Source organism: Microbacterium oxydans, assembly GCF_006540085.1.
Lineage (GTDB): Bacteria > Actinomycetota > Actinomycetes > Actinomycetales > Microbacteriaceae > Microbacterium > Microbacterium oxydans.
This window is the reverse complement of the sequence record NZ_BJOG01000004.1, coordinates 348,102-373,018: the sequence shown is the minus strand read 5'-3', so window position 1 is coordinate 373,018 and position 24,917 is coordinate 348,102. Positions and strand designations below refer to the sequence as shown.

28 protein-coding genes are annotated in these 24,917 nt (G+C 67.8%); 18 read left to right on the top strand and 10 right to left on the bottom strand.

Going from position 1 to position 24,917, the window contains the following annotated elements:
- Positions 1–48: 48 nt before the first annotated feature.
- The 4 genes from MOX01_RS09755 (at position 49) to MOX01_RS09740 (ending at position 3,620) form a co-directional block, all read left to right on the top strand.
- Positions 49–969 carry an ACP S-malonyltransferase gene (locus MOX01_RS09755; RefSeq protein WP_058631872.1) on the top strand — a complete coding sequence of 307 codons (921 nt, stop codon included), beginning with the start codon at positions 49–51 and terminating at the stop codon, positions 967–969.
- On the top strand, positions 966–1,967 hold the full coding sequence (locus MOX01_RS09750) for a beta-ketoacyl-ACP synthase III (RefSeq protein ID WP_058631871.1): 1,002 nt from the start codon (positions 966–968) through the stop codon (positions 1,965–1,967). The genes MOX01_RS09755 and MOX01_RS09750 overlap by 4 nt, the downstream gene beginning before the upstream one ends.
- Positions 1,968–2,035: 68 nt before the next feature.
- Positions 2,036–2,284, top strand: coding sequence for an acyl carrier protein (locus tag MOX01_RS09745; RefSeq protein ID WP_017202249.1), 249 nt, complete (start codon positions 2,036–2,038; stop codon positions 2,282–2,284).
- Between the two features lie 97 nt (positions 2,285–2,381).
- Positions 2,382–3,620: a beta-ketoacyl-[acyl-carrier-protein] synthase family protein gene (locus MOX01_RS09740; RefSeq protein ID WP_141369444.1), complete on the top strand. Its 1,239-nt coding sequence runs from the start codon at positions 2,382–2,384 to the stop codon at positions 3,618–3,620.
- 141 nt (positions 3,621–3,761) lie between these two features.
- Here MOX01_RS09740 and yczE read toward each other — a convergent pair whose 3' ends face one another.
- The gene (yczE, locus tag MOX01_RS09735) at positions 3,762–4,427 is read right to left on the bottom strand and encodes a membrane protein YczE (protein WP_058631870.1); all 666 of its coding nucleotides are present in this window, start codon (positions 4,425–4,427) and stop codon (positions 3,762–3,764) included.
- Between the two features lie 95 nt (positions 4,428–4,522).
- On the opposite strand from yczE, the gene yczR reads away from it, so the two are divergent.
- Complete coding sequence (gene yczR / locus MOX01_RS09730; protein ID WP_058631869.1) at positions 4,523–5,926, top strand: MocR-like transcription factor YczR; 1,404 nt, start codon at positions 4,523–4,525, stop codon at positions 5,924–5,926.
- 138 nt (positions 5,927–6,064) lie between these two features.
- On the opposite strand, the gene MOX01_RS09725 is transcribed toward yczR, so the two are convergent.
- Positions 6,065–6,568: a DUF3145 domain-containing protein gene (locus MOX01_RS09725; protein WP_046749126.1), complete on the bottom strand. Its 504-nt coding sequence runs from the start codon at positions 6,566–6,568 to the stop codon at positions 6,065–6,067.
- Between the two features lie 192 nt (positions 6,569–6,760).
- On the bottom strand, positions 6,761–7,534 hold the full coding sequence (locus MOX01_RS09720; RefSeq protein WP_021200730.1) for a hypothetical protein: 774 nt from the start codon (positions 7,532–7,534) through the stop codon (positions 6,761–6,763).
- Positions 7,535–7,710: 176 nt separating this feature from the next.
- Between MOX01_RS09720 and MOX01_RS09715 the strand changes: the two genes are divergently transcribed.
- Genes MOX01_RS09715 through MOX01_RS09705 form a run of 3 tightly spaced genes read left to right on the top strand, consistent with a single transcriptional unit; the run spans position 7,711 to position 11,304 of the window.
- Complete coding sequence (locus MOX01_RS09715; RefSeq protein WP_058631868.1) at positions 7,711–9,714, top strand: DUF262 domain-containing protein; 2,004 nt, start codon at positions 7,711–7,713, stop codon at positions 9,712–9,714.
- A gap of 2 nt (positions 9,715–9,716) precedes the next feature.
- On the top strand, positions 9,717–10,964 hold the full coding sequence (locus MOX01_RS09710) for an alpha/beta fold hydrolase (RefSeq protein ID WP_170224187.1): 1,248 nt from the start codon (positions 9,717–9,719) through the stop codon (positions 10,962–10,964).
- Between the two features lie 55 nt (positions 10,965–11,019).
- Complete coding sequence (locus MOX01_RS09705) at positions 11,020–11,304, top strand: hypothetical protein (RefSeq protein WP_230977901.1); 285 nt, start codon at positions 11,020–11,022, stop codon at positions 11,302–11,304.
- A gap of 68 nt (positions 11,305–11,372) precedes the next feature.
- On the opposite strand, the gene MOX01_RS09700 is transcribed toward MOX01_RS09705, so the two are convergent.
- The 3 genes from MOX01_RS09700 to glgA form a co-directional block, all read right to left on the bottom strand.
- Positions 11,373–11,630: a type B 50S ribosomal protein L31 gene (locus MOX01_RS09700; protein ID WP_021200734.1), complete on the bottom strand. Its 258-nt coding sequence runs from the start codon at positions 11,628–11,630 to the stop codon at positions 11,373–11,375.
- Between the two features lie 91 nt (positions 11,631–11,721).
- On the bottom strand, positions 11,722–12,507 hold the full coding sequence (locus MOX01_RS09695; protein WP_141369440.1) for an ABC transporter ATP-binding protein: 786 nt from the start codon (positions 12,505–12,507) through the stop codon (positions 11,722–11,724).
- A gap of 18 nt (positions 12,508–12,525) precedes the next feature.
- Positions 12,526–13,710 (bottom strand): glycogen synthase, encoded by a 1,185-nt coding sequence (glgA, locus tag MOX01_RS09690; protein WP_058631864.1) that lies wholly within the window; start codon positions 13,708–13,710, stop codon positions 12,526–12,528.
- A gap of 46 nt (positions 13,711–13,756) precedes the next feature.
- Between glgA and MOX01_RS09685 the strand changes: the two genes are divergently transcribed.
- Genes MOX01_RS09685 through MOX01_RS09675 form a run of 3 tightly spaced genes read left to right on the top strand, consistent with a single transcriptional unit; the run spans position 13,757 to position 16,424 of the window.
- The gene (locus MOX01_RS09685; protein WP_141369438.1) at positions 13,757–14,998 is read left to right on the top strand and encodes a glucose-1-phosphate adenylyltransferase; all 1,242 of its coding nucleotides are present in this window, start codon (positions 13,757–13,759) and stop codon (positions 14,996–14,998) included.
- A 48-nt stretch (positions 14,999–15,046) separates the two neighbouring features.
- Positions 15,047–15,682, top strand: a complete 636-nt coding sequence (serB, locus tag MOX01_RS09680) for a phosphoserine phosphatase SerB (protein ID WP_046749133.1) — start codon at positions 15,047–15,049, stop codon at positions 15,680–15,682.
- 46 nt (positions 15,683–15,728) lie between these two features.
- Complete coding sequence (locus tag MOX01_RS09675; RefSeq protein ID WP_061015389.1) at positions 15,729–16,424, top strand: alpha/beta fold hydrolase; 696 nt, start codon at positions 15,729–15,731, stop codon at positions 16,422–16,424.
- A gap of 15 nt (positions 16,425–16,439) precedes the next feature.
- Here the strand turns inward: MOX01_RS09675 and MOX01_RS09670 are convergent, their stop codons facing one another.
- Entirely contained in the window at positions 16,440–17,150 is a 711-nt protein-coding gene (locus MOX01_RS09670) for a beta-ketoacyl-ACP reductase (protein WP_046749399.1), read from the bottom strand.
- A gap of 155 nt (positions 17,151–17,305) precedes the next feature.
- Here MOX01_RS09670 and MOX01_RS09665 point away from each other — a divergent pair, with 155 nt between their 5' ends.
- The 4 genes from MOX01_RS09665 to MOX01_RS09650 are packed head-to-tail and all read left to right on the top strand — an operon-like array spanning position 17,306 to position 19,320.
- A complete protein-coding gene (locus MOX01_RS09665) occupies positions 17,306–17,917 on the top strand; it encodes a DUF4190 domain-containing protein (RefSeq protein WP_141369436.1) in 612 nt (203 codons plus the stop codon).
- A 55-nt stretch (positions 17,918–17,972) separates the two neighbouring features.
- The gene (locus MOX01_RS09660) at positions 17,973–18,320 is read left to right on the top strand and encodes a DUF3099 domain-containing protein (RefSeq protein WP_058633205.1); all 348 of its coding nucleotides are present in this window, start codon (positions 17,973–17,975) and stop codon (positions 18,318–18,320) included.
- Positions 18,317–18,511 (top strand): hypothetical protein, encoded by a 195-nt coding sequence (locus tag MOX01_RS09655; protein ID WP_046749137.1) that lies wholly within the window; start codon positions 18,317–18,319, stop codon positions 18,509–18,511. The genes MOX01_RS09660 and MOX01_RS09655 overlap by 4 nt, the downstream gene beginning before the upstream one ends.
- Complete coding sequence (locus MOX01_RS09650; RefSeq protein WP_046749138.1) at positions 18,508–19,320, top strand: SURF1 family cytochrome oxidase biogenesis protein; 813 nt, start codon at positions 18,508–18,510, stop codon at positions 19,318–19,320. The genes MOX01_RS09655 and MOX01_RS09650 overlap by 4 nt, the downstream gene beginning before the upstream one ends.
- Before the next feature lie 16 nt (positions 19,321–19,336).
- Here the strand turns inward: MOX01_RS09650 and MOX01_RS09645 are convergent, their stop codons facing one another.
- The 3 genes from MOX01_RS09645 to abc-f form a co-directional block, all read right to left on the bottom strand.
- On the bottom strand, positions 19,337–19,774 hold the full coding sequence (locus MOX01_RS09645) for a cupin domain-containing protein (protein WP_046749139.1): 438 nt from the start codon (positions 19,772–19,774) through the stop codon (positions 19,337–19,339).
- A complete protein-coding gene (locus MOX01_RS09640) occupies positions 19,771–20,388 on the bottom strand; it encodes a pyridoxine/pyridoxamine 5'-phosphate oxidase (RefSeq protein ID WP_141369434.1) in 618 nt (205 codons plus the stop codon). The genes MOX01_RS09645 and MOX01_RS09640 overlap by 4 nt, the downstream gene beginning before the upstream one ends.
- Positions 20,389–20,477: 89 nt before the next feature.
- Complete coding sequence (gene abc-f / locus MOX01_RS09635) at positions 20,478–22,076, bottom strand: ribosomal protection-like ABC-F family protein (RefSeq protein ID WP_017202270.1); 1,599 nt, start codon at positions 22,074–22,076, stop codon at positions 20,478–20,480.
- A 163-nt stretch (positions 22,077–22,239) separates the two neighbouring features.
- Here abc-f and MOX01_RS09630 point away from each other — a divergent pair, with 163 nt between their 5' ends.
- From MOX01_RS09630 to MOX01_RS09620, 3 genes are read left to right on the top strand one after another with little or no spacing between them, the layout of a single operon-like run.
- On the top strand, positions 22,240–22,857 hold the full coding sequence (locus MOX01_RS09630; RefSeq protein WP_141369432.1) for a DedA family protein: 618 nt from the start codon (positions 22,240–22,242) through the stop codon (positions 22,855–22,857).
- A 5-nt stretch (positions 22,858–22,862) separates the two neighbouring features.
- A complete protein-coding gene (locus tag MOX01_RS09625; RefSeq protein ID WP_141369430.1) occupies positions 22,863–24,224 on the top strand; it encodes a sensor histidine kinase in 1,362 nt (453 codons plus the stop codon).
- A complete protein-coding gene (locus MOX01_RS09620) occupies positions 24,221–24,892 on the top strand; it encodes a response regulator (RefSeq protein ID WP_141369428.1) in 672 nt (223 codons plus the stop codon). The genes MOX01_RS09625 and MOX01_RS09620 overlap by 4 nt, the downstream gene beginning before the upstream one ends.
- Positions 24,893–24,917 lie beyond the last annotated feature (25 nt).

The window sequence follows — 24,917 nt, the reverse complement described above, 5'->3', positions numbered from 1 at the left end:
GTGATGGATCATCCACCGCTTCGCCCCGATCGTTGGCAGACTGGGTGGGTGATTGTCGTCGTATGCCCCGGACAGGGCTCGCAGACCCCCGGTTTCCTCGCCCCCTGGCTCGAGCTCGACGGAGTGGCAGACCGCCTCGCCGTGTACTCGGACGCCGCGGGGGTCGACCTGATCGAGCACGGGACGGTGTCGGACGCCGACACGATCCGGGACACGCGCGTCGCGCAGCCCCTGATCGTCGCCGCGTCGCTGATCGCCGGTGACGCACTGACGCAGCGAGCCGGACGCCGCGCCGACGGGATCGCCGGTCACTCGGTCGGTGAGATCGCCGCGCTCGTCGGCAGCAACGTGATCGATGCCGACACCGGTATGCGCCTCGTGGGCATCCGCGGGCGGGCGATGGCTGATGCCGCGGCGCAGGAGCAGACGGGTATGAGCGCCGTGCTCGGAGGCGACGAAGACGCTCTCCTCGCGCGCCTCACCGAACTCGACCTCTCGCCCGCCAACTACAACGGCGGCGGCCAGATCGTCGTCGCCGGCGCCCTCCCCGCACTCGCCGCACTCGCGGAGGAGCCGCTCAAGGGCACCCGCGTGGTCCCGCTGCAGGTCGCCGGAGCATTCCACACGCAGTACATGGCTTCCGCCGTCACAGCCCTCCGTGACGCCGTCGCCGACGTCACGCCGGCAGATCCCGACATCACCCTGTGGACCAACCGCGACGGCTCTGCCGTCACGGACGGCCCGCAGGCGCTGAGCTTCCTCGTCGACCAGGTGTCGTCGCCGGTGCGATGGGACCTCTGCATGCAGTCGTTCGCCGAAGCCGGCGTCACCGGTGTGATCGAACTGGCCCCGGCCGGCGCTCTGGTGGGTCTCGCCAAGCGCGGCCTCCGTGGTGTCCCCACCGTCGCCGTGAAGACCCCTGAAGACCTCGATGCAGCAGTCGCGCTGCTGAACGGAGAAGCCGCATGAGCGTCACCCTCGCCCAGCTCACGGGTCCCGCGTACACGCGCATCTACTCGTACGGCGCCGCCCGCGGTGAGAACGCCGTGCCCAACGAGGACCTGATCGGCCCGATCGACTCCAGCGACGAGTGGATCCGTCAGCGCACCGGCATCGTGACGCGCGCTCGCGCCGACAAGGGCACGGACGCGATCGACCTGGCCACCGCCGCGGCTGCCGAGGCGATCGAGAAGTCGGGTGTTCCGGCAGATCAGGTCGACCTGGTGATCGTGGCGACGATCAGCAACCCGAAGCAGACCCCCTCGGTCTCGGCGATCGTCGCCGACCGCGTCGGAGCGAATCCCGCTGCCGCGTACGACATCAACGCCGCCTGCGCCGGATACGCCTACGCGATCGCCCAGGCCGATGCGCTGATCAAGGCCGGGGCCGCCCGCTACGCGCTGGTCATCGGTACAGAGAAGCTCTCCGACGTCGTCGACCCGACCGACCGCAGCATCTCGTTCCTCCTCGGCGACGGGGCGGGCGCCGCATTGATCGGTCCGAGCGACACGCCCGGCATCGCCCCCGCCGTCTGGGGATCCGACGGTTCCAAGGCCGACGCCGTGGGAATGAACGGCACCCTCACCGACTTCCGCGACGGCGTGGTTCCGTGGCCGACCCTGCGCCAGGAAGGTCCCACCGTCTTCCGCTGGGCGGTCTGGGAGATGGCGAAGGTCGCGCGCGAGGCACTGGACAAGGCGGGTGTGGAGCCGGCCGACATCGCCGCCTTCATCCCCCACCAGGCCAACATGCGGATCATCGACGAGTTCGCCAAGCAGCTGAAGCTGCCGGAGACCACGGTCATCGCGCGCGACATCGAGACCACGGGCAACACCTCGGCTGCGTCCATCCCCCTGGCCAGCCACCGTCTGATGGCCGAGCACCCCGAGCTTTCCGGTGGACTCGCGCTGCAGATCGGATTCGGTGCGGGACTCGTGTTCGCCGCACAGGTCGTCGTCCTTCCCTGAGAATGCGCTGACTTTCCCTAGACTGTTCCACGGTTCCGAAAACAACCCGCAAGAAAGAGGAAGACCACATGGCTTTCACCAACGACGAGGTCCTCGCTGGCCTCGCAGAGCTCATCACCGACGAGACCGGCATCAACGCTTCCGAGGTCGCCCTCGAGAAGTCGTTCACGGACGACCTCGACATCGACTCCATCTCGATGATGACGATCGTCGTCAACGCCGAGGAGAAGTTCGGCGTCACCATCCCCGACGACGAGGTCAAGAACCTCAAGACCGTCGGCGACGCCGTCAACTTCATCGTCGCGGGCCAGGAGTAATCCCGGCAGGATGCCACCCCCGCACCTCGCGGGGAGTGGCATCCGCCGACCTGCCCTCTCACCCGTTCGACTTCGTTTCGACAAGGAACCACACCCCATGACCAAGCGCATCGTCGTCACCGGCATCGGCGCCACCTCCGCCATCGGCGGCACGGCCCCGGAGAACTGGACGAACCTGCTTGCCGGCATGTCCGGCACCCGCACGCTCGAACACGACTGGGTGCAGCAGTACGAGCTGCCCGTCACGTTCGCCGCCGAGGCGATCGTCCGCCCGGAAGAGGTTCTCCCCCGGCATGAGGCCAAGCGCCTCGACCCCTCGTCGCAGTTCGCGTTGATCGCGGCGCGCGAAGCCTGGGAGGATGCAGGTTCCCCCGAGGTGGCTCCCGAACGGCTCGGCGTCGACTTCGCCACCGGGATCGGCGGCCTCTGGACGCTTCTCGACGCATGGGACACCCTGCGCGAGAAGGGTCCCCGTCGGGTGATGCCGCTCACGGTCCCGATGCTCATGCCGAACGCCGCTGCGGGCAACCTGTCGCTGCAGTTCCATGCACGTGCCTACGCGCAGACCGTGGTCAGCGCCTGCGCCTCCAGCACCGAGTCGATCATCCACGCTCTCCACCACCTTCAGGATGGCCTCGCGGACGTCGTGATCGCCGGTGGCACCGAGTCGGCGATCCACCCCATCACGATGGCCTCCTTCGCCTCCGCGCAGGCGCTGTCCCGCCGGAACGACGACCCGGCCCATGCCTCCCGCCCCGGTGCGATCGACCGCGACGGGTTCGTCATGGGTGAGGGCGCCGCCGCACTCATCCTCGAGACCGAGGAGCACGCGAAGGCACGCAGGGCCAAGATCTACGGGTATGTGCTCGGCGGCGGAGTCACAGCCGACGCCTACCACATCACCGGGAACGACCCCGAGGGGAACGGTGCGGCACGAGCCGTGACCCAGGCCCTCGACGAGGCCGGCGTCACCGCCGACCAGGTCACGCACATCAACGCGCACGCGACGTCGACGCCGGTGGGCGACCCGAACGAGTACGTCGCGCTCAAGAAGGTCTTCGGCGAGCGGATCGACGAGATCCCGGTCTCCGCGACGAAGGCTTCGACCGGACATCTGCTGGGCGGCACCGGCGCGCTCGAGGCGATCTTCTCGCTCCTCGCCCTGCGCGACCGCGTCGCACCTCCGACGATCAACATGACGGAGCCGGACCCCGCGGTCCCGTTCCGTCTCTCGGGCGAAGCCACGCCTCTCGGCGACGGCCCGCAGATCGCGATCAGCAACTCCTTCGGCTTCGGCGGACACAACGCGGTCCTCGTTCTCGCCAGCGCCGACTGATACGCCACGCACACGAAGAGCGGCCCTCGGGATTCCGAGGGCCGCTCTTCGCGTATGCATGAGGATCGCACGGATGCATGAGTATCCACCGGTACTCGGTCATGCCCGTATGCACAGGTCATGCAGATGCACACGGATCCGTCAGGCGGAGCGGAGGCTCCCGAGCTTTCGCGAACGGGTCTCGCGCATCCGGGTGATGCGCGGGAGGAACCAACCGATCAACGGACCGACGCCGAAGGCGAAGAGGACGGTTCCTACTCCGACGGGGCCTCCGAGGAGGAAGCCGACGAGCAGCACGCTCCCCTCGATCAACGTGCGCACCAGCCATACCGCCCAGCCTGTTCGCCGAACGAGTCCCGTCATCAGGCCGTCACGAGGGCCCGGGCCGAAGTCGGCAGCGATGTAGAGGCCGGTCGCGAAGGCCAGCAGCAGCAGCCCGAAGACGAACATCGGAGCGCCGATCCATACCGAGGACGGCTGCGGGATCAGGGCGAGCGCGAGGTCCGCACTCGGACCGACGAGCAGGGCATTCAACACGGTGCCCAGCCCCACGCGTTGGCGCAACGGGATCCAGAGCAGGAGGACGACGATCGAGACCAGCACGGTCATGACGCCGTATCCGAGCCCGGTCTGCTCCGCGAGACCGAGTGCCAGCACGTCCCACGGTGCCACTCCGATGCCACCGCGCACCATGAACCCGAGCGCGACGCCATAGAGGAACAGACCGACGAGCAGCTGCACGAACCGCTCGACGAGGTCACGCCGACTGGTGGCGGTCACGGGGAGGAGCACGGAACGGAGGATCATCCCTCCACTCTGGCCCCTGTCCCCCCATCCGAAGCGATACCACTCACCGCAAAGTGGCCTGCGTAGATCAGTCCACTTTGCGTCATGCTGGACATATGGGATCACGTCTCGTCGAACAGCTCGGGGTGCACAACGTCGCCGGCGCCACGGCATCGGCGCTCGCAGACCAGATCAGGGCGCTGATCCTCGACGGCCGCCTCACCGTCGGCGAGCGTCTCCCGAGTGAGCGCGCCCTTGCGCTCGAGCTGCGCCGTTCTCGCTCCACGATCACTCGCGCGTACGGCATCTTGGAATCGGACGACTACGTCTCGCGCCTGCACGGGGGAAGCACGCGCGTCACCCTCCCGAATGGACATGCTGCTCCTGGAGCCGAGGCCGACGACGAGTCGATCGACCTCTCCATCGCGTCGATGGACTCGACGCCGGGGTTGTACGACGCGACCGTGCGGTCGCTGCCCCGTCTCGCGGCGCTGCGCGGCACCAGCGGGTACTCGCTCCGCGGACTCCCCGAGCTGCGCGAGGCGGTCGCTCAGCGCTTCCGCGATCGGGGCGCACCGACGTCGGCCGACGAGATCATCATCACCTCCGGAGCGCTCAATGCGATCAATCTGATCCTCGCGGCGATCGGGCGTCGCGGAGAGAAGGCGCTGGTGGAGCAGCCGACTTTCCCTCACGCGCTGGAGGCCCTGCACCGCCACGGGTACCGGCTTGTTCCGACGCCCGTGGATGCCGACGGGTGGGATGCCAGGCACCTGAACGAGACGCTGCTCAGCGCCCGGCCGCATGTCGCCTACCTCATCCCCGACTTCCACAACCCGACCGGAGCGACCCTTCCCGATGACGAGCGGTCGCGGATCACGACCACAGCCCGCAACGTGGGTACCCACCTCATCGTCGACGAGACGACCACCGAACTCGACATCGACCGGGGATGGTCACCGACTCCGATGGCCGCGGGCGGGCCCAATGTGATCACCGTCGGATCGATGTCGAAGATCGCCTGGGGCGGGATGCGCATCGGCTGGATCCGTGCGGAGTGCTCCGTCATCGCGCGGCTGCTCGCCGTGCGCCCCTCCTTCGAACTCGGCACGGCCCTGCTCGAGCAGTGCATCGCCGTCGAACTCCTCGCCGACATGTCGGCGCTCACAGCGCATGTCCGTCGACGTCTGCACGCCGGACGCAGCGCCGTCGAGGAAGGGGTGGCCGCCATCCCCGGGTTCCGGATGCCACATACGCCTGGCGGACTCTCCGCCTGGGTCGACATCGGCGCACCGCTGTCGACCGCGCTCTCTCTCGCCGCCCGCGAAAGGCAGCTCGTCCTTCCTCCCGGCCCCCGCTTCACGACGGGCGGAGTGCTCGAACGCCGACTGCGCATCCCCATCACGCTGCCCCCCGAGCGCATGTCGGAAGCGATGCGGCGGTTGTCCCTGGCCTGGGACGACGTGCGCGGCGGGAGCCCGTCCGCGTCCGGTGCGTTGCAGCACGCGGCCGTCATCTGACACGGACGACGAGGACCCCGCCTCGTTTCCGGGGCGGGGTCCTCGTCGTGCGGAGCGGGGATACGTCTTCTCAGCGTCCGGGATCACTCACCGGCATCCGATACTCACGCCTCCCCCGTTCCGGTCTGTGGCGCCGGGCTAGCCGACCTTATGGAGCCAGACGACTCTGGCGTCGTCGCTGGCATGACGGAAGGGCTCCAGTTCCTCATCCCACGCCGACCCCAGGGCGATGTCGAGTTCGCGCTGCAACTCGACGGCACTCCCTGCCGCGATCTCCATCGCGTAGCGGATGCGGTCCTCGCCGACCACGATGTTGCCGGCTGCGTCGGTCTGGGCATAGTGGATACCGAGGTCGGGCGTATGCAGCCACCGGCCGCCGTCGCTGCGCGGCGTGGGGTCCTCGGTCACCTCGAAGCGGAGGTGCTCCCACCCACGGATGGAGGTCGCGAGAGCCGCGCCGGTACCGACGGGGCCGTCCCAGTAGAACTCCGCCCGTCGGGCACCCTCGAGCACGGGCTGCTCGGTCCAGTCGAAGTTCACCGCACGCCCGATAGCGCGACCCACCGCCCATTCGAGGTGCGGGCAGAGCGCGCGAGGCGCAGAGTGGATGAACACCACTCCGCGTGCGTAAGCCGTCGCCATGATCTCTCCGTTTCATCAGGTGCGTCTTCCCCAACGACCTGAACCACGAAGTGGCGAGAATATGCGGTTGTGCGCCCATTCTCGCCGAGATCCCCGCAAATCACAAGCATGTGGTTCCACGACGAGGGCCCCGGTCCGTAGACCGGGGCCCTCGGGCGCTTCGACGGGCTCAGCGACCCACCGTGGAGATGCTCACGCCTCGCTCATGGCCTGCTTGACCTGCTGGCCCTTCGCGGCGTAATAGGCCGCGCGAGCAGCATCCTTGCGGGCCTGCTCGGCATACCCGAACTCGAGCGTCTCCTGGTCGACCTCGTAGTTGGGCACGTCGTCGGTGCCGTGGTACTTCTCGATGTAGGCGTCGAGCTCGGGGCCCGAGGTCCACGACGTGATGAGGCAGTAGCGGGGCTCGGTGCCGTTGTGGGTGGCCGCGTGCCACAGGCGCTGCGTGTCCACGATGAGCTGAGCACCGGCCGGGAGGGCGATACGGTACTCGATGCTCGGGTCGGTGCGGTTCTCACGCAGGACGAAGTAGCTGTCCTTGTCGTCCGTGAGGTTGAAGAAGCCACGGACGACCCAGCCGGTGCCATCCGGGTTGAGGCGGTTGTTGTCGTCCTGGTGGAGGTTGTAGAGGCAGTCACCGTAGGGCGTCGGCTGCAGCTCGATGACGCGGCACCGACCAACGTTCGCACCCGGCTCCTGAGCGCGCCGCGTCAGGTTCGGGGCCTTCTCGGTCTGGGAGTCGATCCAGACGCCGTCCTTGTCGGTGCGCGGCGGCTTGTGGTTCCAGAACCCGTTGCACTCGATGTCGCCGAAGGCACTGGCGAGAGGTGCGAAGCGGGTGTCGCCCGACGACTTCCAGTCGTTGTACTCGATGTCGAGCCACTCCTTGGGGTCGAGCTCCTGGTTGTAGCTGTCGAGGACGACGAATCCCTTTTCCTCGAGCGCAGCGGACTTGATGTATCCCATGATCGAGTCATGTTCCTTTCATCGGGGGCCAGCACGTTTTAACAGGCCCTGATAAGGCAAGCCTAACAGCGTCCCCCGCGAGCCCCTCGGAGGTAGACCGTGCATAACCGAATAGACTGATCGGGGCGCCCGGCCAGGCCTCGGCACCCGTCGCAACGGGAGGACGAGACACCAGCATGAGCACCGCGACCAACGTCGAGGCGACAGCAGTCAACACGATCGAGTGGCTCGCGGCGGGCGGCACCACCATCGTGGTCCCCGTGTATCAGCGGCAGTACCGATGGGACATCGGCGGCTGCGAGCGGCTGCTCTCCGACATCCGCGCCGTGGCAGGCGAAGACGACGCCCACCGTCACTTCATCGGTTCGATCCTCTCCGCGCAGGACAACGTCTCCTCCGATGCCGACCTCATCCTCATCGACGGCCAGCAGCGCATCACCACGCTGATGCTGCTCGTCGCTGCGCTGCATCACTCCATCCGCGACACCGACCCCTCACTGGCGGCCGATCTCGAACGCGTGCTCGTCCGCTCCGACTCCCCCGGTCGCACGAAGCTGCGCCCGCACGACGCCTGGGCTGACCTGTACGAATCGGTCGTGTTGGATCGACGCGGCGATGCCGATCGCGAGTCCCGCTTCGACGACAACTACGCCTTCTTCCGCAGTCAGATCCATGTCGACGAGGTACCCACCATCTGGCGAGGGCTGCAGAAGCTCGAGCATGTGTCGATCACCCTCGGCGCTCGCGCCAACGCCCAGCAGATCTTCGAGAGCCTGAACTCGACAGGCGAACCGCTGCGTGACCACGAGCTCATCCACAACTACATCCTCATGGGACTCAGTCACGCCGAGCAGATCGACGTCGAGACACGTTTCTGGCTGCCGATCGAACGGCACACCGGTGAGGCGATCGGCGCCTTCTGGCGGCACTACCTCGTGTTCGTCACCGGCCGCGAGGTCGCCGCAAACGGGGAGCACGGGGTCTACAGCGCCTTCCGGCAGTCGTTCCCCCGCGTCGACGTCGCCCACCTGCAGGCCCACGCGGCGCAGTGGCGACACTACGCGGAGATCTACGGCATCCTGCTCGACCCGTCGCAGGAGCAGGACCCCGGGATCGCGCAGCAGCTGCGTCACGTCAACACCTTCGGTCGTTCCTCGTACCCTCTCGTGATGAGCGCGTACAGCGACCACGTCCGCGGGGTCATCGACCGCGACGAGTTCATCGAGACCCTGGAGTGGCTGCAAGCCCTGTACCTGCGCCGTGCGCTGGTGAACCTGCCGGCCGAACGACTCGTCGCGAGACTGTGCCGGGCCCGCCGTGACGGCAGGGATGCGCTCGCGCGGGCGTTCGCTCGCATCACCCCGTCGGACGAGCGGGTGAGCGCGGTGCTGAAGTACAGCGAACTCCCCCACCCTGCCTACGTGCTCGGACGGTTGGAAGGCGTGGAAGACCTCGACGCCTACGACATCGAGCACATCGTCCCGACCGTGCCGGGCGACGCGTGGTCCGGCGACGGTACGCGCCAGTGGAGCGAGTACTCCGAGGACGAGCAGAACAGCCATCGCGCGCTCGCCCCGACCCTCGGCAACCTCACCCTGCTCGAGGAGCACCTCGCTGAGCGCGTGTTCGGCGCCTCGTTCCCTGTCAAGCGCTCGGACGCGTACGCACGCAGCGCGGTGCCGGCGACGCGAGAGCTGGCCGACGTCGACTCGTGGAACACCGCAGCGATCACACGCCGCACCGTCGCGCTCACCTCCGACCTGATCCGCATCTGGGCGCGACCCGCCCTCCCCGAGATCGACGACGACGGACTGACCCCGATCCTGGATGCCGTGCGCCGCCGCGGGTGGCCGACCGGATGGGAGCGGGAGTTCGACTACGTCGAGTATCGAGGCGAGCGCTGGGAGGTGCCGGACGTGAAGTACCTCTTCAACCGGGTCTTCCGCCGCGCCTGGACCGACACGAGAGACGCAGCCCTCGCCTACTGTGCCGCACACGGAGGGCCCATCTATCAGGACATGGCCTGGAAGGGTCAGTGGGATGAGCTCGGCGAGGGGCACTTCCTCTACATGGGCTGGGATTCCAACTACATGATGACCGCTGTGCAGGGTGTGCTCGAGGAGTCGGGCATCGCCTCGGAGGTCTTCGTCAAGTACTCCTACATCGGGAATGTGATGTGAACATGAGCACCATCGTGCGCAAGCTGCAGGACCTCACCGTCGAAGAGCACACTCTCACCGTCCCGCTGGTATGGGGCGACCCCATGGACCATCGAACCATCGACGTCTTCGCGCGCGTGGTCGCTCGCGAGGGCGGTGAGGCCCTTCCCTACCTGGTGTTCCTACAGGGCGGACCCGGCCACGAAGCGCCGCGCCCCTTCCACTCCTCGACGTCGCCTGCCTGGCTCGACGAAGCGCTCGCCCACTACCGTCTGGTGCTTCTCGACCAGAGAGGCACCGGACGTTCGACCCCGGTCGGCGATCTCGACCTCGAACGCGGTTCGGCAGCGGTCGCCGAGCATCTGACCCATCTGCGGGCCGACGCGATCGTGCGCGACTGCGAGGCTCTGCGCGAGCACCTGGGAGCCACCACCTGGAGCGTGCTCGGACAGTCCTTCGGTGGCTTCACGACCCTCGCGTATCTCTCCACCGATGCCGGATCCCTCGACGACGTCTTCATCACCGGCGGGCTCAGCGCGGTGGGGCGTCACCCCGACGATGTCTACGCTCTCTGCTACGACAAGATGCGGGATGCCTCCGAACGCTACTACCGCCGTTTCCCCGAGCACCGCGACGCGATGCGAAGGCTCGTCGATCTCGCGGACGCGGGCGACATCGTCCTCCCCGACGGAGAGGTCGTCTCACGCTCGCGCCTGCGGTCGATGGGATCCGCACTCGGCACCGACGACGGATGGCAGACCGTCTGGTCGCTCCTGGAGCGCGATCCCGCCTCCAACGCCTTCCGATACGACCTGATGCACGCGATGCCCTATGACGGCCGCAACCCGCTGTACTTCACCTTCCACGAGTCGAGCTACGCCGACGGTCACGCCACTCGGTGGTCGGCCGAGCGCACCGAGCCCACGGACTTCCGCGACGACCCGACGCTGTTCACGGGCGAGCACATCCGCCGTGAGTGGACCGAGTCGGTGCCGGCCTTCCAGCCGTGGCGTGATGTCGCCCTCGAGCTCGCAGAATTCGAGTGGCCGCAGATCTACGACGCCTCAGCGATCGTCGCATCGGGGGCCACCGGCGCGGCCGCGGTCTACGTCAACGATGTCTACGTGCCGTACGAGTTCTCCATCGAGACGGCGAAGCTCCTGCCCGGCGTACAGCTCTGGCAGACGAGCGAGCATGAGCACAACGGCCTGCGTTCCGGCCCCGTGCTCTCCCGCCTGATCGACCTCGCCCACGGCCGACGCATCCGCTGACGGCATCCGCCGAGAGGAGGATGTCCTTTCTCGCCGACCTGCCTATCCTGTAGTCGTGAAGGATGCGATGGCGTGGACGACGGTGGTCTTGATCCTCGCCGTGGGTCCTGCCCTGCTGATCTTCGGAATGATGCACACGTTCTCGCGCAAGCCGGTGGAGAAGAAGTACGAGCGTGTCGCGAACGGCGGCCTCGTCGGCGTGTTCGACAGCGTTTGGTCTCCCACCGCGCACGAGGCGGCACAGGAGCGCGATCGCCAGACACAGCGCACAGCCCCCGCGCCCTCTCCGGGCGATCCTCCGAGCTCTATCGACGACGGCCTTATCGTCATCGACATCTGAGCACGAGCATCTGAGTACGAAGAAGGCCCCACGCTCCGAGGAGCATGGGGCCTTCCGTGCGGCAGTCGTTACTTGGACGAGCCGCCGAAGCCCTTGAAGCGCTGGTTGAACTTCTCGACGCGGCCGGCCGAGTCCATGATGCGCTGCTTTCCCGTGTAGAACGGGTGCGAAGCCGAGGAGATCTCGACGTCGATGACGGGGTACTCCACGCCGTCGAGCTCGATGGTCTTGTCGCTCGAGACGGTCGAACGGGTGAGGAACGTCTCGCCCGAACCCAGGTCGCGGAACACGACAGCCTTGTACTCGGGGTGAATGTCAGTCTTCATGGGATTCCTTAGTTGCTGCCCTGGATTGTGCCAGGGACGAGGGAAGTCTGCGGTGCAGAGAGCACCAAGGGTCGATTCTATCAGACCCTGATCAGGACGCCGCGCGCGCGGCGTAGCGTCCGTCTTCGCTGCTGAGCACGATCGGCATCCCGAACGTGTCGGTGAGCGTCTCCGCTGTGAGCGTGTCGGCGATCGGGCCCGCCGCGACGACGGAGCCGTCACGGATCAGCAGCACGTGGGTGAACCCTACCGGGATCTCCTCGACGTGGTGCGTCACCATAAGCATGGCCGGCGTGGTCGGAGACGACGCGTATCCGCTGAGGAGCGCGAGGAGCTCCTCACGGGAGCCGAGGTCGAGGGAAGCCGTCGGCTCGTCGAGCAGCAGGAGCTCAGGGTCGGTCATCACGGCACGCGCGATCTGGACCCGCTTCTGCTCGCCGTCGCTGAGCGTACCGAACGTCCGGTCGGCGAGGTGGTCGAGACGCCAGTCACCGAGGACGCGGAGCGCGCGACGCTCGTCGATGTCCTCGTAGTTCTCGTTCCAGCGACCGAGCACGGAGTATGCGGCGGTGAGCACGGTGTTGAGCACGGTCTCGTCTCGCGGCACGCGCTTGGCCATCGCCGACGACGCGAAGCCGATGCGCGGCCGAACCTCGAACACGTCGGTCCTGCCGAGGGTCTCCCCCAGCACGGTCACCGTTCCGGCCGTCGGATGAATGAGCGTGTCGGCCAGCTGGAGCAGGGTCGTCTTGCCCGCACCGTTCGGGCCCAGGATCACCCATCGCTGGTCGTCGTCGACCCGCCAGTCCACGTGATCGATGATGTTGCGCCCCTCACGGCGCACGACGACGTCGGTGAATTCCAGAGCGCTCGGCATGCCCCCCAGCCTATCGGCTCAGGCGGTCAGCTCCGCGTAGAGCGCGCGCGTCGTCTCGGCGATCGCCGCCCAGCTGAACTCGTTGCGCGCCCTCTCGCGCCCGGCCTCGCCGTACGTACGTGCGCGGTCCGGGTCCATCGCGACCTCGGTGAGCACGGCTGCGAGGTCGGCCACATAGCGCTCCGGGTCGACCGGCGTGCCCGTTCCGTCCTGCGCCTGCTCGATCGGCACGAGGCGACCGGTCACGCCGTCGGCAACGACCTCGGGGATACCGCCGGTCGCCGTCCCGACGACCGCCGCACCACAGGCCATCGCCTCGAGGTTCACGATCCCCAGCGGCTCGTAGATGGAAGGGCAGACGAACGTCGTCGCGGCCGTGAGAATCGCCGAGAGCTCGTCGCGGGGAAGCATGCGCTCGACCCAGATGACGCCGTCCCGCTCCTGCTGGAGCAGGCGCACACCCTCCTGGACTTCGGCCATGATCTCCGGAGTGTCCGGAGCACCCGCGCAGAGGACGAGCTGCACCTCGGGAGGGAGGAGCCGCGCCGCCTGCAGCAGATACGGCAGCCCCTTCTGCCTCGTGATGCGGCCGACGAAGACGACGGACGGACGAGCGGCGTCCATCCCGATCGATCGCAGGAAGGCTTCGTCGTGCACCGGACGCCACCGGTCGACGTCGATCCCGTTGTGGATCACCCGCACCCTCGCCGGGTCCACCTGCGGGTAGCTGCGCAGGATGTCGGCGCGCATCCCGGCGCTCACCGCGATCACGGCGGCCGCGTTCTCGTACGCCAGTCGCTCGATCCCGCTCGACACCGCATAGCCACCGCCCAGCTGCTCGGCCTTCCACGGCCGAAGGGGCTCGAGGCTGTGCGCCGTCAGGACGTGAGGGATGCCGTGCAGCTGTGAGGCGAGGTGACCGGCGAAGTTCGCGTACCAGGTGTGACTGTGCACGATGTCGGCGTCGGCGATGGCCGACACGATCTCCAGATCCGTGCCGAGCGTCTGCAACGCGGCGTTGGCTCCGGCGAGTTCCGTCGGCGTGCGATAGGCGAAGGTACCCGCCTCATCGCGCGGTGACCCGAACGCGCGGACCTGGACGTCGAGGTGCCGTCGGAGCGCTGCCACGAGCTCGGCGACGTGCACGCCGGCACCGCCGTAGACCTCCGGCGGGTACTCCTTCGTGATCATTTCAACTCGCATGTCTGAACGCTAGTACAGCGAGGAGGATGGCATCTATGGTGGAGCCATGTCCGCTCCAAAGAAGGTCTTCGGGATCATCCTCGCCGGCGGCGAGGGCAAGCGCCTCATGCCCCTCACGGCCGATAGAGCGAAACCCGCAGTGCCGTTCGGCGGACAGTACCGGCTCATCGACTTCGCCATCTCCAACCTCATCAACTCGGGCCTCCGACAGATCGTCGTGCTGACGCAGTACAAGTCGCACAGCCTCGACCGGCACATCTCCCAGACCTGGCGCATGTCGGCTCTCCTCGACTCGTACGTCGCCTCGGTGCCCGCCCAGCAGCGCCTCGGCAAGCGATGGTTCTCCGGCTCCGCCGACGCGATCCTGCAGAGCATGAACCTCATCAACGACGAGAAGCCCGACATCGTCGTCGTGATCGGTGCGGATCACGTCTACCGGATGGACTTCCGGCAGATGCTCGAGGCGCACATCGAGTCGGGCGCCAAGGCCACGGTCGCGGGGATCCGCCAGCCGCTCGCGCTCGCGTCGCAGTTCGGCGTGATCGATGCCGACGCGGAGTCGGGCCGGATCAAGCAGTTCCTGGAGAAGCCGACCGACATCGCAGGGCTCGAGGATTCGCCGAACGAGGTGCTCGCCTCGATGGGCAACTACATCTTCGACGCTGATGCACTGATCTCCGCCGTCGAAGCAGACGGGGAGTCGCCCGTGTCAGGTCACGACATGGGCGGCGACATCGTCCCGTACTTCGTCGAGCGCGGCGAAGCGGGCTACTACGACATGAAGCAGAACGAGGTTCCGGGGTCCTCGCCGCGCGACCGCTCGTACTGGCGAGACGTGGGAACCATCGACTCCTTCTTCGATGCGCACAGGGACCTCATCTCGACACTGCCGATCTTCAACCTGTACAACATGGAATGGCCGATCCACTCGCAGGCGGTGAACTCTCCGCCGGCGAAGTTCGTCAGGGACTCCGTCGGTCGCATCGGCAACGCGATCGACTCGATCGTCTCCCTCGGATCGGTGCTGTCGGGCACGCACCTGGAACGCAGCGTGGTCGGTCCATGGACTCTGGCGGGGGGCGGATCGACCATCACGGACTCGGTCGTGTTCGATCACGTGCAGGTCGGGCAGGGTGCGCGCATCCACCGCGCCATCCTCGACAAGAACGTCGTCCTGGCCGATGGCGCGACGGTCGGGGTCGACCGTGAGCGCGACCTGGCCCGTGGCTTCACCGTCACCGAGTCCGGCATCACCGTCGTGGGCAAGGGCGTCTTCATCGAACGCTGACGCGTCATGCGGCGCTCAGGCGGTCCGGGCGGTCGCTAGGCTCGACGGGTGACCGCTGCGCGATTCCTCGTCGTCCTCGATGCTGATTCCACCCTCATCCGCAACGAGGTGATCGAACTCCTCGCCGACGAAGCAGGCCGTCGCGCCGAGGTTCAGGCGGCGACCGAGGCGGCGATGCGCGGCGAAGTGGACTTCGCGACGAGCCTGCGCTCCCGGGTCGCGGCCCTACAGGGAGTGCCCGTATCGGCGTTCGAGCGCGTCCGCGCGCGGATAGAGCCCACCCCCGGAGTCCGCGAGCTCACGGCGGCAGTCCACGATCGCGGCGGTGTCGTCGGGGTCGTCTCCGGCGGCTTCCACGAGATCCTCGACGCGGTGGCGCCGGAACTCGGCGTCGATCGCTGGCGAGCGAACCGCCTGGATGTCGTGGACGGCGTCCTCTCCGGCCTTGTCGAGGGCGACATCGTCGACGGAGCCGCGAAGGCGGCGTCCCTTCAGGAGTGGGCTGCAGAACTCGGCGTAGGTCCGCGCGCCACGATCGCCATCGGGGACGGCGCCAATGACCTGCCCATGATGGCGGTGGCGGGGCTCGGCATCGCCTTCAATGCGAAGCCCACCGTACGGCAGACCGCCGCGCTCGTGATCGGCCCGCAGGACCTCTCCGAAGTCATCGCTCTGCTTCCGTAGACGGATCCCTCTGGAGGTTGTCCGACGCCGCCGCTAGCGTCGACGCATGGACATCATCCTCATCCCCGGGCTCTGGCTCGATGCGTCCAGTTGGGAAGACGTCATCCCCTCTTTGGAAGCGGCGGGGCACCGCGCTCATCCCCTCACCATGCCCGGCCTCGGCGAACCGGCGTCGGCGTCGTCCGAGGTCGGCATCTCGGACTGGATCGATGCCGCGGTCGCGGCGGTCGATGCGCTTCCCGGTGAGGTCGTCGTCGTCGGTCACAGCGGCGGAGGAAACGTCGCATGGGGTGTCGTCGATGCGCGCCCCGAGCGCGTCGGCCGCGTCATCTTCGTCGACACGGCACCCCCGCCGACGGGAAGCGGCATCAGCGAGTTCGAGCTCGTCGACGGCGTGGTCCCCTTCCCGGGGTGGGACTTCTTCCCCGAGGAGGACGTGCACGATCTCGACGAGGCGACCCGTGTGCGCACGACACCGCTCACCCGGAGCGTGCCCGCGAGGGTGCCGACCGACGGCATCGTCCTGCGTGACCCGGCACGGTATCGCGTGCCGGCGACCCTGCTCATGGGTGGCGTGGATCAGTCCGCGTTCGAGAAGATGATCGCCCAGTGGGGCGAGTATGCCGACGAGTTCCGTGCGATCGACGATGCCGAGGTCGTTCGCATCGGTTCCGGGCACTGGCCGCAGTTCTCCATGCCGGAACGGCTCGGAGAACTGCTCACCGCCTCGATCGCGAGGTGAAAACCCCGGTCCGGATCAGTGGCCCATCCCGAGTCCACCGTCGACCGGGATGACCGCGCCCGAGATGTAACCGGCATCGTCACCGGCGAGCCATGTCACCACGCCCGCCACCTCGTCGGGGGTCGCGAACCGCGCGGCGGGGATGCTCGCCTTGTACTGCTTCTGCGTCTCCTCGGGGAGCTCCGCGGTCATGTCGGTCTCGATGAACCCCGGAGCGACGACGTTGGCGGTGATACCGCGCGCACCGAGTTCACGCGTGATCGAGCGGGCGAAGCCGACGAGCGCGCTCTTCGACGCCGAGTAGTTCGCCTGGCCGGCGGAACCGTACAGACCGACGACGCTCGAGATCAGGATGATACGACCGAATCGTGCGCGCAGCATGCCCTTCGAGGCGCGCTTCACCACGCGGAACGTGCCGCCGAGGTTCGTCGCCACCACGCTGTCGAAGTCGTCTTCGCTCATGCGCATGAGGAGGGTGTCCTTGGTGATCCCGGCGTTCGCGACGACGATCTCCACCGGGCCGAGCTGCTGCTCCACCTCCGTGAACGCGGCGTCGAGCGCGGTGGCATCCGTGACATCCGCCCGCACGGTGAGGGTTCCCTCTGGTCCTTCGCCGCTGCGCGCGGTGACCGCGACACGGTATCCGTCCCGCACGAAGCGCTCCGCGATGGCACGGCCGATACCGCGGTTTCCGCCGGTGACGAGGACGACGCGCTCAGCGCTCATGAGGACACTCCTGCTCTGGACCTGCGGTCCGAGGTCTCGGACCGTCATCGATCCTACCGACGATGCTCCGAGCGACGACGCCGCGCGCACCCTCATCGCGACGTTGACACAGGCGGGCGCTGCTGGAACCCTGATCGAGACGAAAGGGCAACATCGTGAGCGACAATCCTCCTCCTCCGGCAGGCGACGCGCCGTTCGCGCCGGTACCACCGGCCCCGCCGAGCGCCCCGCAGGCCGCCCCCGCTCTGCCTGCGTATCCGACCGCGCCGTACCCGCCCCAGCCCCCGCAGACCGCCCAGTCTCCGCAGACCGTCCAGTCTCCGCAGACCGTCCAGCCCCCTCAGCCCGGCCAGGCGTACCCCGGGTCCACTGCTGCGTATGCCGCCCCGGCCCCGCAGGTATGGCCGGTGCAGCCGAATCACGGGACCGCGACCCCTTACGGAGCCTATGGGACACCGACGTACCCGCTTGCTCCACCGCGTCCCACGAGCGGACTCGCCGTCACCTCCCTGGTGTGCGGCATCGCCGGTGTCGTCCTCATCTGGGCGATCCTCCCGATCCTCGCCTCCATCGCCGCGGTCATCACCGGTCACATGGCGCTCAAGCAGACCAAGAGCGATCCGAGCGTCGGAGGACGAGGAATGGCCATCGCGGGCCTGATCCTCGGCTATGCGATGATCGCCATCGGCGCCTTCACGCTCATCAGCATCATCATCAGCTTCCTGTTCGTCGGAGCGTTCAGCCTGCCGTTCATCTTCTCGCGCTGATCTGCGGCAGAAGCGGCACGCCGGGAGGTCCGCACCGGCGTAGGCTTGAGGCATCGTGAAGAACGCGCGTCAAATCCCGGCCGTCACCTCCCTGCCGCAGTCTCCGCAGGATGAGGGTGACCACCGTGTGCGTCGTTACGTGCTCACGATGTCCATCCGCATAGCCTGCTTCGCCCTGATGGTGCTGGTGCAGCCGTACGGATGGTACACCTGGGTCTTCGGGATCAGCGCGGCCGTGCTCCCGTACATCGCCGTGGTGTTCGCCAACGCGGGCAGCGACAGCACCGAGATGACAGCCGAGTCGCCGCGACAGGAGCTGGAGGCTCCCGGGCCCGCTCCGATCGCGAATGAGACGACCGGCCCGCAGGTGTTCACGATCCACGAAGGCCCGAAGGACCGATGACAGAGCTCGAATGCTCGCGCGCCGGCTGCCGGAGCGCGGCGACCAGACAGGTCGTATGGCGCAACCCCCGCATCCACGCCGCCGACCGGGAGAAGATCTGGCTCGCCTGCGACGAGCACGTGGACTACCTCCGCGACTACCTCGCGGCGCGGGACTTCCCGGTGACCGTTCGTGACGGGGCTCCCGCATGAGTCAGCGACTGCTCCGGTGGGGCGTCTACGTGCTGATCGCCATCGGATTCGCGATCGCGTGCGTCTTCCTGTCGAACTGGCAGTTCGAGCGGAACGAGACGAGAGCCGCCCAGATCGAGCTCGTCGAGCAGAACTACGACGCCGAGCCTGTCCCCCTGGCAGACCTCGTCGGGGAGGACGGCGCGCTCGACCCCTCGGATGAGTGGCGCCCGGTGACCCTGCAGGGCGAGTATCTGGCCGACGAACAGCTGCTGGTGAGAAACCGCCCGCACGGAGGAACCAGCGCCTTCGAGGTGCTGGTTCCGTTCCGCGACGCCGACGGCCGCGTTTTCATCGTCGATCGGGGCTGGGTACCTCCGGGCGACGGCGACGCTCCGGATTCCGTGCCTGCGCCGCCCGAGGGCGAAGCCGAAGTCACCGTGCGTCTGCGCCCGGGCGAGCAGCTTCCTGCTTCGGGCCGTGGCGCCCCCGAAGGTCAGGTGCCGACCATCAATCTCCCGGCCATCGCGAAGCTCGTCGACGGCGATGTGATCACGGGCGCCTACGGCCGCGTCATCAGCGAAAGCCCCGCGGGCGAAGGCACCCTCGGGGGATTCGACTCCCCCACCGACGACCCCGGCCCGCACCTGTCTTACGCGATCCAGTGGATCCTGTTCGCGCTGATGGGCTTCATCTTCATCGGCTACATCATCCGGACGGAGATCGTGAAACACCGCGAAGAGGTCGAAGGCGTGCCGTCTCCGGTCAAGGTCAGCCGCCGCAAGGACCATGACGCCGACGTGGAGGACGAGCTGCTCGACGTGCGCTGAGCGCGGTCCGCCGCAGTCACTCCACGGACCACGGCATGGGACGCTCCGGCAGCCGCGAGCTGTCGTCGGGAAGGTGTGGAAGCGCCTCCCCACCCGCGCGAAGACAGAGCCACCGCAGTTCACCGGGACTGTCCGGACGAGCCCGCCACGTGCGAGCGACCCCTTGCCCCACACGGACCACGGTCCCCGGCCCGACTTCCACCACATCGTCGTCGAGACCCATCTGCCCTCGCCCATGAAGGAACACGTACACCTCTTCGATCTTCCGGTGTACGTGCCAGTAGCCGGCTTCCTCCCCCGGCTGCAGGGCATTCGCGGTCATCCCGATGTACTGCATCGTCAGTTCGTGATCCACGACACGACGCCCGTCCCGCGAACGCGCGGCGTCGAAGCCGCCGTGATGCGCTCGCCATTCCTCGAGCGCTCCGATCTCCACCACCTGATAGCCGCTCATGCGTGCTCTTCCTGTCCGGCCGTTGTCCCTGTCATGGCCGCGGCCCCTGTCACCGTGAGATCCCACGCCGCATCCGTTCGCCGATACACGATCCGCGTGTGATCACGGTCGGCCGCCCCTTGCCAGAACTCGACGCGGGTCGGCACGAGCCTCCACAGGGCCCAGTCCCCCGGCGCGATGCCCGCCCTGGCCGCCGCAGACCGCGCCGCGAGATCGGCTGCGCTCTCGCCCTCGCCGGCCTCCTGAACCCGTCCACGTACACGGACGGCTCGCGCCAGCGGCTGCCACCAGAAGTTCAGCGCTCCGGCAGGGGTGCTCGCGAGCTGCGACCCTTTGCGAGACGAACGCGCACCGGCGAAGGCCCACCCTCGCTCATCGACGTTCTTGAGGATCAACGTCCGAGCATCCGGTATGCCGTCTCCGTCGACCGTCGCCAGGGTCGCCGCATGGGGTTCGGCGACTCCGACGGAAGCCGCATGTCGGATCCAGTCCAGGAAGAGCGGAACCGGGTCGACGGGAAGTCCTGTGACATCGAGTGCTGGCGCGACGCCGGTGAGCGCCGCTTGTGCACGCAGCCAGCTCCCGGTGTCGGGCGATCGGGAGTCCGTCGGCATGTTCTCGACTATGCCACGTACCTCAGCCGCCTAAGAATCGGAGCGCGCGCTCGGGCAGCACCCGCTTCGGTCGGGAGGCGACTCCGACGTCAGGCGAGCTCGATGAGGTCCTGGTACTCCTGGCTCCAGATGTCCTCGACGCCGTCGGGCAGGATCAGCACACGCTCGGGATTGAGCGACTGCACCGCCCCCGGATCGTGGGACACGAGCACGACCGCACCTTCGTAGTGTGCGAGCGCACCGAGGATCTCTTCACGAGAGGCCGGATCGAGGTTGTTGGTCGGCTCATCGAGCAGCAGCAGGTTCGCCGACGACACGACGAGCGTCGCGAGCGACAGACGCGTCTTCTCCCCACCCGACAGGACTCCTGCAGGCTTGAGCACATCGTCGCCTGTGAACAGGAACGACCCGAGCACCTTGCGCGCCTCGGTCTCGGTGATGTGCGGAGCGGCCGAGACCATGTTCTCGAGCACCGAGCGGTTCACGTCGAGGTTCTCGTGCTCCTGGGCGTAGTAGCCGACCTTGAGCCCGTGTCCCGGCTCGAGCTGCCCGGTGTCGGGCTGATCGACGCCGGCGAGCATCCTCAGCAACGTGGTCTTGCCCGCACCGTTGAGCCCGAGGACGACGACCTTGGAGCCGCGATCGATCGCCAGGTCGACATCGGTGAAGATCTCGAGCGACCCGTACGACTTCGAGAGGCCGGACGCCATCATCGGGGTCTTGCCGCAGGGTGCCGGCTTCGGGAAGCGCAGCTTCGCGACCCGGTCTTCCTGACGCACCTCGTCGAGCCCCGCCAGCAGCTTCTCCGCACGCGCGATCATCTGATGCGCCGCAGCGGCCTTCGAGGCCTTCGCACCGAAGCGGGCCGCCTGCAGCTGCAGGGTCGTGGCCTTCTTCTCGGCGTTCGCGCGCTCCTTCTTGCGGCGCTCCTCATCGGCCACCCGCTGACGCAGGTAGTTCTTCCAGTTCATGTTGTACGTGTCGATGACCTGACGGTTCGCGTCGAGGTAGAACACGCGGTTGACCGTCTCACCGACGAGCTCGACATCGTGGCTGATCACGATCAGCCCGCCCTTGTAGCCCTTGAGGAACTCGCGCAGCCACACCACGCTGTCGGCATCGAGGTGGTTGGTCGGCTCGTCGAGGATCATCGTCTGCGCGTCGGAGAAGAGGATGCGCGCGAGCTCGATGCGGCGACGCTGTCCACCGGAGAGGGTCGACAGCGGCTGGTCGAGGATGCGGTCGGGGAGCGAGAGGTTGTTGGCGATCGACGCCGCCTCCGCCTCCGCCGCATAGCCGCCCTGGGCCTCGAACTGCTCGGTGAGGCGGGCGTAGCGCTTCATTGCCTTGTCGGCCACTGCGGGGTCGTCCGACCCCATCGCGAGGGCCGCCTCCGTCATCCCGAGGTTGAGCTGACCGAGCCCACGGGCGTCGAGGATGCGCGTGCGCGCGAGGTCTTCGGGGTTGCCCGAACGCGGGTCCTGCGGAAGGTAGCCCAGTTCGCCGGAGCGGGTCACGCTTCCGCCGGACGGCAGCACATCGCCGGCGAGCACCTTGGTGAGCGTGGTCTTCCCGGCCCCGTTGCGGCCGACGAGTCCGATCTTGTCTCCGTCGGCGACGCGGAACGAGACGTTCTCCATCAGCAGGCGCGCGCCAACGCGGATCTCGAGGTCGTGCACGGCAAGCACAGCGGACGTCCGTTCTTTCGGGGAGGGTGTTCGGCCGATCGGCCAGCCTCCCAGTATAAGCCGCGTCGCCGAGAGTCGCGGTCAGCAAGATCAACCTGGAGAGTGAGCACGCCGATACTCCGGTGGGATGCCGCCCCTCCCACTCCCCGAATACCGTGCCGGAGTGGACATCCTCAACGACCTGATCATGCAGGCGATCGCCTCACCCTGGCTGTACCTGGTGCTGTTCGCCGTCACCATCGTCGACGGCTTCTTCCCCCCGGTGCCCAGCGAGACCGTGCTCGTGGCCGCAGCCGCCGTGGCCGCCTCGACGGGAGAGGGGAATCTCCTTCTTCTCGGGGCAGTGGCTGCCATCGGTGCGGCGATCGGTGACAACGTCGCGTTCCTGATCGGACGAGGGCTGGGCGCCACCCGCTTCGCGTGGATGCGCCGACCGCGCGTCGCCGCAGCGTTCGCGCATGCCCAACACGCACTCGATCGCCGCAGCGCCACGCTCATCCTCGGTGCCAGATACATCCCCGTCGGAAGGGTGGCGGTCAACATGTCGGCCGGGGCTCTCGATTTCCCTTGGCGCCGGTTCCTCCCGTTGAGCCTGATCGCCGGAATCAGTTGGAGCGTGTTCAGCCTCGTCATCGGTCTGCTCGCGGGCGCCTGGATCAAGGACCAGCCTCTGCTCAGCGCGGGGCTCGGCATCGTCATCGCGCTGCTCATCGGTCTGGTGATCGATCGGATCGCCGCCGTTCGCCGCCGCCGTGCCGCGGCGCCGCAACTGGCAGGATGAGAGCCATGGCACGCCGCCGCGAGCGTTCACCTCGCCGAACACGCATCAGCCGTCGCACCGCCGCCTTCGTGGCACTGTGCACGGCAGTGGTGGCGCTGTTCACGGTGCTCGTCTCGCTGCAGAGCGTCCTGTACGGCACACCCGTCCCGTTGTCGTTCATCCTCGGAGCGGCTCTGTGCGTCTCCCCGCTGCTGGCGATCTCTCATCCTCGCTGGGCCGTCGGCCTCTTCACGGCCGGGGCGCTCGCTCTCCCACTCACCGTCGTTCCCGAGCTCGCGATCGCGTCCCCATGGCCCTGGTCGGTCCCTGCGCTGCTGACATTCATCCTGTTCGTCGGAGTCGTCACATTCCTCCACGGTGCACGGCTCGGCGCGTTCGCTCTCATCCTCGGGGCCATCGCCTCGCTCGTCTCGCCGATGCTCCGCCCCGACATGGTGGCCGTGCCGGAATCGTCCGCCAGCGCCACGGCCGACCTCATCGTGACGACCTCCCTCGCCTCGGCCATGTTCCTGATCGCTTCGCTGATCGCCGGACGCGTCAGGGTGGCGGCCGAGCTTTCACGGGAGAGGGAGCACAGCGCACTCGAGGAGGCCAGACGCGCACTCGTGGAAGAGCGCACGAGGATCGCTCGCGAGCTGCACGACGTCGTGGCACACAGCATGTCGGTGATCCAGGTGCAGGCCTCGACCGCGAAGTACCGCATCCCCGACCTGGATGACGTGGCCGTCGCGGAGTTCGAGGACATCGCCGCGACCGCACGGAGTTCGCTCGCCGAGATGCGGCGCATGCTCGGCGTGCTGCGCACCGAGGATCAGAGTGCCGAGCTCGCCCCGCAGCAGGGCATCGACGACATCCCCTCCCTGGTCGACAGCATCCGCCGCGCCGGCGTCGAGGTCGGACTCGTCCTGGAGGGTGGGGACGCCGCTACGGCGGCGACACCCGCCGTCCAGATCGCCGCCTTCCGTATCGTCCAAGAAGCTCTGAGCAACGCCGTCCGTCACGCCCCTGGGGCACAGATCGCCGTGCGCGTGCGCGCCGAGTCCCGATCGATCCGGATCGTGGTGCACAACACCGCCCCGCCCCGCCTTCCGGACGGTCACGTGGGCGGATACGGTCTGCGCGGCATGCGGGAACGCGCGGAACTCCTCGGTGGGAGCCTCTCCGCCGGCCCCTCGACCGACGGGGGCTGGGAGGTCGAGGCCGTCCTCCCGGTCAGTCCGGACAGCCCGAATGATCCCTCACCGGCCGACCTCCCTTCATCTGCCACTCCTCTCGGTGCCACCCCTCGCGACACCGCCCTTCGCGATACCGCCCCTCACAACACCGCCCCTCACAACACCGCCCCTCACAACAAGGAACGCTCGTGACGATCAACGTGCTCATCGCCGATGACCAGGCCATGGTCCGTGCCGGCTTCGGGGCGCTCCTCGACGCCCACGACGGCATCAGGGTGGCCGGCCAAGCGGCCGACGGTGCGGAGGCGGTCACGCTCGCGGCGCGCCTCGACCCCGACGTGATCCTCATGGACGTGCGGATGCCGGAACTGGACGGCATCGAAGCCACTCGTCGCATCCTCGGGCCTTCGTACCCCGCGGCGCATATCCCCCGGATCATCATGCTCACGACGTTCGACATCGATGACTACGTGTACGACGCGCTCGAGGCCGGTGCCAGCGGTTTCCTGCTGAAGGATGCGCTGCCGGAGGAGCTCGTGCACGCCGTGCGCGTCGTCGCCGGCGGTGATGCTCTCCTCGCTCCCAGCGTGACACGACGCATGATCGAGCAGTTCGCCGGACGCCGACCCCGGACTCCACGCGCAGCGACGGCGCTCGCCGACCTCACCGACCGCGAACGGGAAGTCCTCGTGCTCATCGGTCGAGGCCGCTCCAACACCGAGATCGCCGCCGAGCTGTTCATCGCCGAGCAGACCGTCAAGACACATGTGGGCAAGGTGCTCGCCAAGCTGAACCTCCGTGACCGCGTGCACGCCGTGATCCTGGCGTACGACACCGGGCTCGTCGAGCCTTCGTCCTGACGACGCATCGCCGCGACTCATCCCG

Bases quoted from the DNA above. Each gene is read 5' to 3' on its own strand.
- MOX01_RS09750 (WP_058631871.1), top strand. From the start codon at position 966: ATGAGCGTCACCCTCGCCCAGCTCACGGGTCCCGCGTACACGCGCATC.
- MOX01_RS09745 (WP_017202249.1), top strand. From the start codon at position 2,036: ATGGCTTTCACCAACGACGAGGTCCTCGCTGGCCTCGCAGAGCTCATC.
- MOX01_RS09740 (WP_141369444.1), top strand. From the start codon at position 2,382: ATGACCAAGCGCATCGTCGTCACCGGCATCGGCGCCACCTCCGCCATC.
- yczE (WP_058631870.1), bottom strand. From the start codon at position 4,427: ATGATCCTCCGTTCCGTGCTCCTCCCCGTGACCGCCACCAGTCGGCGT.
- yczR (WP_058631869.1), top strand. From the start codon at position 4,523: ATGGGATCACGTCTCGTCGAACAGCTCGGGGTGCACAACGTCGCCGGC.
- MOX01_RS09725 (WP_046749126.1), bottom strand. From the start codon at position 6,568: ATGGCGACGGCTTACGCACGCGGAGTGGTGTTCATCCACTCTGCGCCT.
- MOX01_RS09720 (WP_021200730.1), bottom strand. From the start codon at position 7,534: ATGGGATACATCAAGTCCGCTGCGCTCGAGGAAAAGGGATTCGTCGTC.
- MOX01_RS09715 (WP_058631868.1), top strand. From the start codon at position 7,711: ATGAGCACCGCGACCAACGTCGAGGCGACAGCAGTCAACACGATCGAG.
- MOX01_RS09710 (WP_170224187.1), top strand. From the start codon at position 9,717: ATGAGCACCATCGTGCGCAAGCTGCAGGACCTCACCGTCGAAGAGCAC.
- MOX01_RS09700 (WP_021200734.1), bottom strand. From the start codon at position 11,630: ATGAAGACTGACATTCACCCCGAGTACAAGGCTGTCGTGTTCCGCGAC.
- MOX01_RS09695 (WP_141369440.1), bottom strand. From the start codon at position 12,507: ATGCCGAGCGCTCTGGAATTCACCGACGTCGTCGTGCGCCGTGAGGGG.
- glgA (WP_058631864.1), bottom strand. From the start codon at position 13,710: ATGCGAGTTGAAATGATCACGAAGGAGTACCCGCCGGAGGTCTACGGC.
- MOX01_RS09685 (WP_141369438.1), top strand. From the start codon at position 13,757: ATGTCCGCTCCAAAGAAGGTCTTCGGGATCATCCTCGCCGGCGGCGAG.
- MOX01_RS09675 (WP_061015389.1), top strand. From the start codon at position 15,729: ATGGACATCATCCTCATCCCCGGGCTCTGGCTCGATGCGTCCAGTTGG.
- MOX01_RS09670 (WP_046749399.1), bottom strand. From the start codon at position 17,150: ATGAGCGCTGAGCGCGTCGTCCTCGTCACCGGCGGAAACCGCGGTATC.
- MOX01_RS09655 (WP_046749137.1), top strand. From the start codon at position 18,317: ATGACAGAGCTCGAATGCTCGCGCGCCGGCTGCCGGAGCGCGGCGACC.
- MOX01_RS09650 (WP_046749138.1), top strand. From the start codon at position 18,508: ATGAGTCAGCGACTGCTCCGGTGGGGCGTCTACGTGCTGATCGCCATC.
- MOX01_RS09645 (WP_046749139.1), bottom strand. From the start codon at position 19,774: ATGAGCGGCTATCAGGTGGTGGAGATCGGAGCGCTCGAGGAATGGCGA.
- MOX01_RS09640 (WP_141369434.1), bottom strand. From the start codon at position 20,388: ATGCCGACGGACTCCCGATCGCCCGACACCGGGAGCTGGCTGCGTGCA.
- MOX01_RS09625 (WP_141369430.1), top strand. From the start codon at position 22,863: ATGGCACGCCGCCGCGAGCGTTCACCTCGCCGAACACGCATCAGCCGT.